5 protein-coding genes and 1 pseudogene are annotated in these 9,201 nt (G+C 74.3%); 5 read left to right on the forward strand and 1 reads right to left on the reverse strand.

All coding sequences use genetic code 11. The annotated features are described in order from the left end of the window. The first annotated feature begins 2 nt into the window (after nucleotides 1–2). From I5Q34_RS26365 to I5Q34_RS26385, 5 genes are all read left to right on the forward strand, one after another. The gene (locus I5Q34_RS26365; RefSeq protein ID WP_199894913.1) at nucleotides 3–3,272 is read left to right on the forward strand and encodes a thiamine pyrophosphate-binding protein; all 3,270 of its coding nucleotides are present in this window, start codon (nucleotides 3–5) and stop codon (nucleotides 3,270–3,272) included. A 46-nt stretch (nucleotides 3,273–3,318) separates the two neighbouring features. Next, a complete protein-coding gene (locus tag I5Q34_RS26370) occupies nucleotides 3,319–4,023 on the forward strand; it encodes a hypothetical protein (protein ID WP_199894914.1) in 705 nt (234 codons plus the stop codon). A gap of 3 nt (nucleotides 4,024–4,026) precedes the next feature. Further along, entirely contained in the window at nucleotides 4,027–6,462 is a 2,436-nt protein-coding gene (locus I5Q34_RS26375) for a PEP/pyruvate-binding domain-containing protein (protein WP_199894915.1), read from the forward strand. A gap of 138 nt (nucleotides 6,463–6,600) precedes the next feature. Further along, entirely contained in the window at nucleotides 6,601–7,812 is a 1,212-nt protein-coding gene (locus I5Q34_RS26380) for a serine hydrolase (RefSeq protein ID WP_199894916.1), read from the forward strand. Nucleotides 7,813–7,967: 155 nt separating this feature from the next. Continuing rightward, nucleotides 7,968–8,861 carry a DUF4328 domain-containing protein gene (locus tag I5Q34_RS26385; protein ID WP_277965724.1) on the forward strand — a complete coding sequence of 298 codons (894 nt, stop codon included), beginning with the start codon at nucleotides 7,968–7,970 and terminating at the stop codon, nucleotides 8,859–8,861. Between the two features lie 166 nt (nucleotides 8,862–9,027). Here the strand turns inward: I5Q34_RS26385 and I5Q34_RS35075 are convergent. Further along, nucleotides 9,028–9,201: pseudogene (locus tag I5Q34_RS35075) on the reverse strand (IS200/IS605 family accessory protein TnpB-related protein); the annotation flags it as partial.

Genomic DNA, 9,201 nt, shown 5'->3' on the forward strand with positions numbered 1-9,201 from the left:
CCATGCAGGTCAACCGTTACGTCTACGCCGACGCCCTGGGCAGGCGGCGGTTCGCCGACGAGGTCGTCGCGGGGCTGGCCCGCCTCGGTGTCCGGGCGGTCTTCGGGATGCCCGCCGAGTCCCTCAACCCGCTCCTGGACGCCCTGCGGCGCGACGGCCGGATCTCCCTGGTGGCCGTCCGGCACGAGGGCGCCGCGAGCCTCATGGCGGCCGCCTACGGCAAGCTCACCGGCACTCCCGGCGTCTGTGTGGGCACCGCGGGCCCCGGGGCGACCCATCTGCTGCCGGGCGCCTACGACGCGCTGGCCGACCGGGCGCCACTGCTGGCGCTGTCGGGCCAAGTACCGGCGGAGCAGGTCGGGTTGGATTCCTTCCAGGAGATCGACTCGGTCCGGCTCTTCGACGGCTGCTCCGTCTACAACCGGCACGTCGCCTCGCCCCGGCAGCTCGGCATGGTCGCCCGGGCGCTGGGCGAGGCCGCGGTGCGGCGCGGCCCGGTCCACCTGGCCTGCTCCTCGGACGTGCTGGCGGCACCGGCGCCGGTGCCGGCCCTCTGGCGGGGCGGCCCGCCGGGGGCGGGGCTCCAGCACGACAAGGGGCTGCCGGCGGCCGCGGCAGACCGGCTCGCACAGGGCGCGCACGCGCTGCTGGTGGGGCGTACGACGGCCGAAACGGGCGCGGAGATCGACGAGTTGGGCGTCCGCCTGGGGGCCCCGGTCTTCGTCCTCCCCGAAGGCCACCGCTACTTCGCCCGGACGGACACGGCCGGTGCCGTGCCCGTCCGCGACCGGGTGGGCGACGAGGTCCGCGAACTCCTGGCACGCGCGCCGGGCGTCCTGCTCGTCGGGGCCCACACGGCCGCCGTACGAAGCATGCTGACGCAGCATCACGTCGTGCAGGTGGCGGACGCCGCCGAGGCGGCCCACGACCGGCCCGCCGGATGGCTGCGGCTGCTCGGCGACGAGCGGAAGCTGCTGCGCGACCTGGCCGCCGCCGTACCGGGCCCCGCCGCCGCGCACGCCTCCGAACCGGCCCGCGCCGCGCACGCGCTGCCCCGCCCCGGCGACCCGGCGCCGCTGTGGCGGGCCCTGGACGGGACGGCCGCGCCCGACGCCGTCCTGGCGCTCGAACCCGGCGCCGTCCTGGACGCCGCCTTCACCCAACTCCCCGTCCGGCAGAGGGACTTCCTGTCCTCCTACGCCCTGCGCTGCCGCGGCTGGGCGCTGCCCGCCGCCCTCGGTGCCGCCGTGGCGCTCCCCGGCCGTCCCGCCGTCGCCGTCGCCACCGACGCCGGCCTGGCCGACTTCGCGGCGGAGCTCCTCACCGCCCGGCGCTACGACCTGCCCGTCACGGTGGTCTGCGTGGAGCGCGGCGCCCCCTTCGACGCGCGCGGCGTCGGCGCGGCCGCCGGGCTGGCGGCCCGGCGGGTCACCGACCCGGCGCGGCTGGACGGTGAACTCCGCGCCGCCCTCGGGACGCCGGGCCCGTCCCTGCTGTGCGTCCCGGCCTCGGCCGCCGGGGTGGAGCGGGAGGGCCGGGAGCGCGTCGAGGTCCACGGCACGGGCGCCGCCGCCCGCGACGGCAGCGCCGGCCTCCTGCTGGCACGGGCCCTGGCCGGCGTCGGCGTCACCGACGCCTACGCGCGCGCCGACACGGCCGCCGGGCCGCTGATCGCGTGTTTGCGCGCGGCCGGCATCACCGCCCACGACATCGTCCACCCCGAGTCCGCCGCGCTGACCGGCTCCGCCGTCGCCAAGGACTCCGGGCGCCCCGCCGTCTGCGTCGCCGCCGGAGAGGCCGACCTGCTGCTGCAGACGAACGGGATCTACGACGCCGCGTACGACCACGCGCCCCTGATCGTCCTCGGCGTGGGGCGGAGCGAGGGAGTGGTCGACGGGACCGCGCTCTTCCGGGACGCGGCCCGCACCGCCCGCCTGGACGGCACCCCGGAGTCCCTGGCCGAGGCGGTACGGACCGTCCACCGGGCCGTCGCCGGGCATGGCGCCGCTTACGTCGAGATCTGCCCCAACGCCCTTGAACAGCACGCCGGTTCGCCGGACCTGCCCCTCTGGGAGGACCTGCCCTCCGCCACGCTGCCGCCGTCCGGCCTGCTCGACCGGGCGGCCGCCGCGCTCGCCGCGGCCCGCCGTCCGCTGCTGCTGGCCGGCCGCGGCGCCCGGGGCTGCACCGCCGAGCTGCTGGACCTGGCCTCCGGGCTCGACGCGCCGCTGGTGACGACCATGCCCGGCCGAGGAGCCGTACCCGAGGACCACCCCCGTTTCGCCGGCGGCGTCGGCTCCTCCGGCCACACCTCGGCCGCCAAGGCGCTCAAGGGCTGCGACGTCCTGCTGGCGCTGGGCGTGTCCCAGCGCGGCACCTCGGCCTTCGACCTGCACGGCGGCTTCCGGCTGATCCAGGTCGACCGCGACCTCGCCCGGCTCGCGGCCTCCCCCCGCGCGGACCTGCGCCTGCACGGCACCACCGCGGAAACCCTGAAGGAACTGACCCGCCGCGTCGGCGCGCTGGGACCCGCCGACGCCGAACTCGCCGACGGGCGCGCCGCGTTCGTCCTGGAAAACCGGCAGGCGTTCCTCGCGGCACGACGCCGTGCCGTCCCCCTGCCGACGGGACGGCACGGCGGCATCCGGCCCTCCACGGTCGCGCTCACCCTGGCGGACGAACTGGTGGACGGCACCACCACCGTCGTCGCGGACGTCGGGCTGAACACCCTGTGGCTCTACCGCTACCTCCTCGGGGCCCGGCAGTTCGTCTGGACCGGCTCCTTCGCCACCATGGGCTTCGCCCTGCCCGCCGCGATCGGCATCGCCCGGCAGCGGCCCGGCACCCGGATCCTGGCGGGCGTCGGCGACGGCGGACTGGCCATCACCCTGAGCGAACTGGCCTCCCTCGCCGCCCTCGACGAGCCGGTCGTGGTCTGCGTCTTCAACAACAGCAGGCTCGGCGCCATCAAGTTCGAGCAGGAGATCATGGGCTGGCCCGAGTACGGCTCGGCGCTGCACAACGGCGACCTCGCCGCCCTCGCCCGCTCCTTCGGCGTCCGGGCCACCACCGTACGCACCCGCGCCCAGCTGCGCCGCGCCCTGCGCGGCCTGGCCGCGACCCGCACCCCGCACCTGCTGGACATCGTCTGCGACGCCAACGAGATCCCCGCGCCCGCGCAGCACCGCCCGGCCGCCGCCCAGGTCTTCGCCTACGCCCTCGCGCTGGGCCGCGAGGCGTGGCGGGCGGCGACCGGCGGCGGGCGTGGCTGAACAGGAACGTGGCTGAACAGGAAACCTCACCGGGAAGGGGCGGTTCGTGATCACCCAAGTGGTCGTCCACACGTTCGCCGGGATCTTCTGGACCACCGCCTACGTCCTGATCGCGCTCAAGAGCCGCGCGGACCGCACCTACGGCATGCCGCTGGCGGCCCTCGGCGCCAACCTCGGCTGGGAGTTCTACTTCACCGTCATCGACCCGCCCACCTACGACAGCGACTTCGTCTTCGGCGCCCAGCTCACCATCGACGCGATCTGGCTGCTGACCGACTTCGTCATCCTGTGGTACGTGTTCCGCCACGGCCCCCGGGAGTTCCCCGGCCTGTCGCGGCGGCTGTGCTACGCGATGTTCGCCGGCGTCATCGTCCTGATGGGCACCACGGACGTGCTGATCAGCAGGGAGTTCGAGGACAGCTACGGCCTGCGGGTCTCCTTCCTGCAGGCGCTGATGATGTCGCTGCTGTTCCTGGGCATGCTCCAGGCCCGCAGGTCGCTGCGCGGCCAGTCCCTGGGGATCGCCGTGGCCAAGATGCTCGGTACCGCGGCGGCGTCGCTCGGCGTCCACCTGCGGCCGCCGCTGCCGGAGTACGGCCACTCCGTACTCCTGAAATTCCTCTATCTCGTGTGCCTGGCGGCCGACGTGGTGTATGTGGTGGCGGTGTACCGGATACGGCAGGGACGTAGCGGCCCCGCCCGGCCGACCGGCAAGGTAGGGGCCGGAGCCAGGATCGGCGGAGAGCGGTGAGGCATGACGCACTACATCCGGGAGTTGGCGGAGGTCACCCGCGAGGACGGCGGGACGGTGGGCGGGAAGGCCGCCCGGCTGGGCGAGGCGGCCGCGGCCGGGCTGCCCGTACCGGCCGGGTTCGTCGTCGCCGGCGCGGCCTACCGGGACTTCCTCGGCCATCACGGCATCGGCGGTGACGACCCCCGGCGGCTGGGCGAACTGATCCGCGCCGCCGAGGTCCCCGAGGCGATCGCCCGGGGCATCACCGACGCGTACCGGAAGCTGGGCGCCCCCAGGGTGGCCGTGCGGTCCTCGGCCACCGTCGAGGACCTGGCGGACGCCTCGTTCGCCGGGCAGTACGACACCTTCCTCGGCGTCGAGGGCGAGGAGGATGTCGTCGCGGCGGTCCGCGCGTGCTGGGCCTCGCTGTGGACGGCCCGCGCCACCGACTACCGGCTCCGCCGGCAGCCCGGGGAAGCGGCGGAGGCCGTGATGGGCGTGCTGGTGATGCCCATGGTGGACGCCCGGTGGGCCGGGGTGCTGTTCACCGCGGACCCGGTCACCGGCCGCCGCGACCGGATCACCGTGGACGCGGTGGAGGGGCTGGGCGAGGCGCTGGTGTCCGGGCGGGCCACGGGCGTGACCCACGTCGTGGACCGCGCCGACGGGCGGCTGCTGAGCGAGCACCCCTCCCTGCCGGCCGCCGAACTCGACCAGTTGGTGCGCCTGGCCGAGCGGGTAGAGGCGCTCTTCGGCGGACCCCAGGACATCGAGTGGGCCTGCGCCGGGGGCCGCTGCTGGCTGCTGCAGGCCCGCCCGATGACGGGACTGCCCGACGCGCGGGAGGATGACGCACGGGAGGACGGCCCGGCGGCGTCCGCCCCGCGCAAACCGCCCTCCCGCCGCGAGCTGCGCAAGGCCCGGGTCGCCCTGGCCCAGGCCGAGCACTATCCCGTGCCGCATTACCCGATGGACTGTTCGGTCTTCCTGCGTCCCGTCGTGGAGACCTGTCTGGGCGTGCTGCGGAGGGCCGGAGTCGACGCCGGGGAACCCGGGCGGGTGCTCGTCGGCGTGGAGGACGCCGCCGTACGGCTCGTACCGCCCGGCGTCCGGCCCACGCCGCGCGTCGTCCTGGGCCTGCCGCTCCTGGCACCCAAAGCCCTTGCCCTGACGGGCAGTTCGTCGGCCGAGTGGACCGAGGAGTGCCGCCGGACCCTGATGCCGCTGGTCGAGCGCATCGACGGGGAGGAACTGGCGGACCTCACCGACCGGGACCTCACCGACCGGCTCGCCCAAGTGCGCGGTGTCCTCGGGCAGCTGGTGGCCCCGCGCTTCGGGGCGCTGCCGCGCGGCATGATCGCCGACGCGTCCCTGTCGCTGTGGCTGCGGGCCGCCTTCGGCGCCGAGGAGGGCGGACGGCTCCACGCCGACCTCCTCTCCGGCGTCCCCACGCTGATCGGCGAGGCCGACCGTGAACTGGCCGGACTCGCCGCCCGCATCCACCGCGAGCCCGAGTTGCGGGAGATCTACGAGCGGTGTCCCGCAGAGGAGATCGATGCCCGCCTGTCGGAGGGACCGGCCGGCCGTGCCCTGCTGACCGACCTGCGCCGCCATCTGGCGCGCCTGGGCTACCGGATGACCTCGACGCCGTCGCTGGGCTCGCCCACCCTGCGGGACTCCCCGCAGATCCTCCACGGCCTGCTGCTCAGCCTCTCGCGCGCGGCGGAAGCGGAGCCGTCGGCGGTTCCGGGCGGTGCGGACCGCATGGCGGCGGCCCGGACCGTCGTGACGTCCGCCCGCGGCCCCCGCGGACGCCTGTTCGGCCGGCTGGCCCTGCGCAGACTGCCCGCCGCCCGCGCCCACGCCGCCTTCCGCGAGGACAGCCACTTCTACCTCGTCACGGGCCTGGGGGTGCTCCGCCTCCTGCTGCTGGAACGAGGCCGGCGCCTGGTGGAGCGCGGCTCTCTCGACCGCCCCGAGGACGTCTTCCTCCTCGAACTCCCCGAGACGGACGGCGAACCGGAGCCCACCCGCGCCCTGGCCGCCGACCGCAAACGCCGCCGCGCCGCCGTCCTGCGCGACTACAACCCCGTCCCGCCCGACCTGCTGGCGGCCCTCGCCGCCGCCGGTGGCGCGGGCATCAACGGCATCGCGGCAAGCCGCGGTACGGCCACCGGACCGGTACGCGTCATCAGCGGCCCCGCGGAGTTCCACCGCATGACCGAGGGCGACGTCCTGGTCTGCCCGTACACCAACCCCGGCTGGACGCCGCTGTTCCGGCTGGCCCGGGCGGTGGTCACCGACACCGGGGGGCTGGGCTCGCACGCCGCGGTCGTGGCCCGCGAGTACGGCATCCCGGCGGTCATGGGCACGGTCGGCGCGACGCGTGCGCTCCGCGACGGCCAGTACGTCCGGGTGGACGGAACGGCCGGGACGGTCGGCGTGGTCGGGGGGTGACCGTGGCCGGCGGGCGACAGCCCGGAAACCCTGACGTGATGTCAGGAACGACCCCGGCACCGGATCAGGGACGCGTCAGGGGCGGATGAGGGCCGTTCCCCGATGGCGGGTCGGAGGCGCGCCGGAATCATGATCGTCATGACTTCGACCTTCCCGTCCCGCCGCGCCCTCGTCGGCGCCACGCTGACCGCCGCCCTGCTCGCGGGTGTTGGTGCCCCCGCCGCGTTCGCGGCCGCGCCGCCGCCGAGGACCGCCGTGGCGACCCCCGCCGTACCCCCGCTCGACAGGGCGGCCCTGCGGGCGGCGATCTCCGATCTGGACCATCCGCAGGCGACGGCCGCCCAGTTGAGGGTCGGCGGCAAGGCGGGGAGCTGGTACGGCACGGCGGGTGTCGCGGACCGGAGAACGGGCGCGCCGGTGCGGCCGGACGACACCTTCCGGGCGGGCAGCGTCACCAAGGCCTTCGTGGCGACGGCGGTGCTGCAGCTGTCGGCGGAGGGCCGGGTGGATCTGGACAGGCCGGTCCAGGACTACCTGCCGGGCCTGCTCCCCAGGAGCTACGCGCCGGTCAAGGTCTCCCAGCTCCTCGACCACACCAGCGGTCTGCCGAACGAGGTCGGCGGCCCGGAGATCAAGACCCCGGAGCAGATCCTCGAGCACCGCTACGACCGGTGGACGCCGAAGAAGATCGTGGCCACCCTGCCCGACGGCCCGATGAAGTTCACCCCGGGCACCAAGCAGGAGTACCGGGGCATGAACTACGTCCTGGCGGCCCTGCTCGTCGAGAAGGTGACGGGCAGGCCGTACGGGAAGGTGATCGGCCAGCGCATCCTGCGCCCGCTGGGTCTGCGCCACACCTCGTTCCCGGGCGACGACCCGAAGATCCACGGCCCGCACGTCCACGGCTACCTGGCGATGTCGGACGGCACCCTGCGGGACGCGACGGAGTACGACCAGTCCGAGGCGTGGGGCGAGGGCGAACTGATCTCCACGACCGGCGACTTGGAGCGCTTCATCACGGCCCTGTTCGCCCCCGGCAAGCTGCTGCCGAAGGCGACGCTGGACAAGATGTTCACGCTGCCGGGCAGCGAGGTGCGGATGGTGGACGGCTCCCCGGCCAGATTCGGCATGGGCCTCCAGACGGTCACCGTGAACGGTGTGACGCTGTGGGGCAAGACGGGCGAGCGGTACGGCTACAACTCGGGAGTGTTCGCGACCCGCGACCTCCGGCGCACGGTCGCCTACTCCTGGACGCCCACGCACCGGGACATGTCGCAGCAGGAGATGGTGCTGCGGATCGCGAACGCGGTCACCAAGCCGGTGCCGCCGGCCGTTCCCGCCGGGCGGTAACCGGGCCGGACAGCGGACGGCACGGCACGGCACGGCACACAACCTCACCCCTGTTTCACACGTCTTCGATCTGGTGCACTCCACACTTCCACGCACCCGAACAGGACAAAAGAGGTTATTTCTTGCTGTGTTCCGTATGCCAGACAGCTCTGGCAGTGAGCCGAACAGGACGCTGTGCCGCATGTGAAGGGACGGTCGCCCCGGAGGCCGGTGCCCCGGCCGCGCCGCCGCACCCCTACGGGCCCGAGTCCCTGTCCGCCTACGCCACCCCGCCCGTCCCGCCCGTCCCGCCCGTCCCGCCCGCGCAGAATCAGCCCCACCCCGCCCCTCCGGCGTACGCCCCGCCCCGGCAGTACACCCCCGCACCGCGCCTCGCCTCCCCCCAGGGCCTCTCGCGGGCGGTCGTCGTGCTGCTGGGCGTCTGCGCGCTGACCGACGTGTTCTCGCTCTTCGCCGGCGCCACCATGTTCGGGGTGTCGACCGACGTCATCGACAACGGCGTCGACTCCGTCGCGCAGAGCGACCTCGACCGCTCGGACCTGCTCCAGGCCGCCGCCGGGTTCCTGCAGACGCTCGCGCTGCTGGCCACGGCCGTCGTCTTCGTCGTCTGGTTCCACCGGGTGCGGACGAACGCGGAGGTCTTCCGGCCGGACGGGCACCGGATGCGCCGGGGCTGGACGATCTGGGGCTGGATCACGCCCGTGGTCAACCTCTGGTTCCCGAAGAAGCTCGCCGACGACGTGTGGGCCGCGAGCCTGCCGTACGAGCCGGACGGCTCTCTCCGCCGCGCGTCGCGCGCGGTCATGGGCTGGTGGTGGGGCCTGTGGCTCGCCACCCTCGCCCTGGGCCGGGCGGGCGGTCGGATGTACTTCAAAGCCGAGACCTTCGAGGAGATCCGCACCGCCACCGGCGTACTGCTGGTCGCCGACGTCGTCGACATCGTGGCAGCCGTCGTCGCCGCGCTCTTCGTGCTCCGGCTGACCGCCCTCCAGAACGAGAAGGCGTATCAGGGGCCCATGATCCCGTTCCCGGCGTCCCCCGTCATGTGAGCCGCCCCTCCCCCACCGGCCCCCACGGGGGGGGGCTCAACCCCCCAGCCCTGATTGTCCATTTATGGCTTGTTGATCGTTTATACAGCGGCACCGACGATGGTCGAGACCAGTACGCAAAGGACGTACACCGTTCCTAATCAGTGAGCAGGAGTGAGTCTTGGACTCATTCCTGCTCACTGCGGACATCCCGAACGGTTGTGGATGTCCTGGTTGCCCGCGTACTCGCCGCGTCCGGCGGCACGGATCGTGTCCGTGGTCCGGGGATGCGGGGGCGGGGTCCCTCACGCCCAGGGGCACGCCGGTCGGCCTGGACGGTCCGATGCCCGTGCACATCGCT

Source organism: Streptomyces sp. AV19, from assembly GCF_015999245.1.
Classification (GTDB): Bacteria; Actinomycetota; Actinomycetes; order Streptomycetales; family Streptomycetaceae; genus Streptomyces.

Bases quoted from the DNA above. Each gene is read 5' to 3' on its own strand.
- I5Q34_RS26365 (WP_199894913.1), top strand. From the start codon at position 3: ATGCAGGTCAACCGTTACGTCTACGCCGACGCCCTGGGCAGGCGGCGG.
- I5Q34_RS26375 (WP_199894915.1), top strand. From the start codon at position 4,027: ATGACGCACTACATCCGGGAGTTGGCGGAGGTCACCCGCGAGGACGGC.
- I5Q34_RS26380 (WP_199894916.1), top strand. From the start codon at position 6,601: ATGACTTCGACCTTCCCGTCCCGCCGCGCCCTCGTCGGCGCCACGCTG.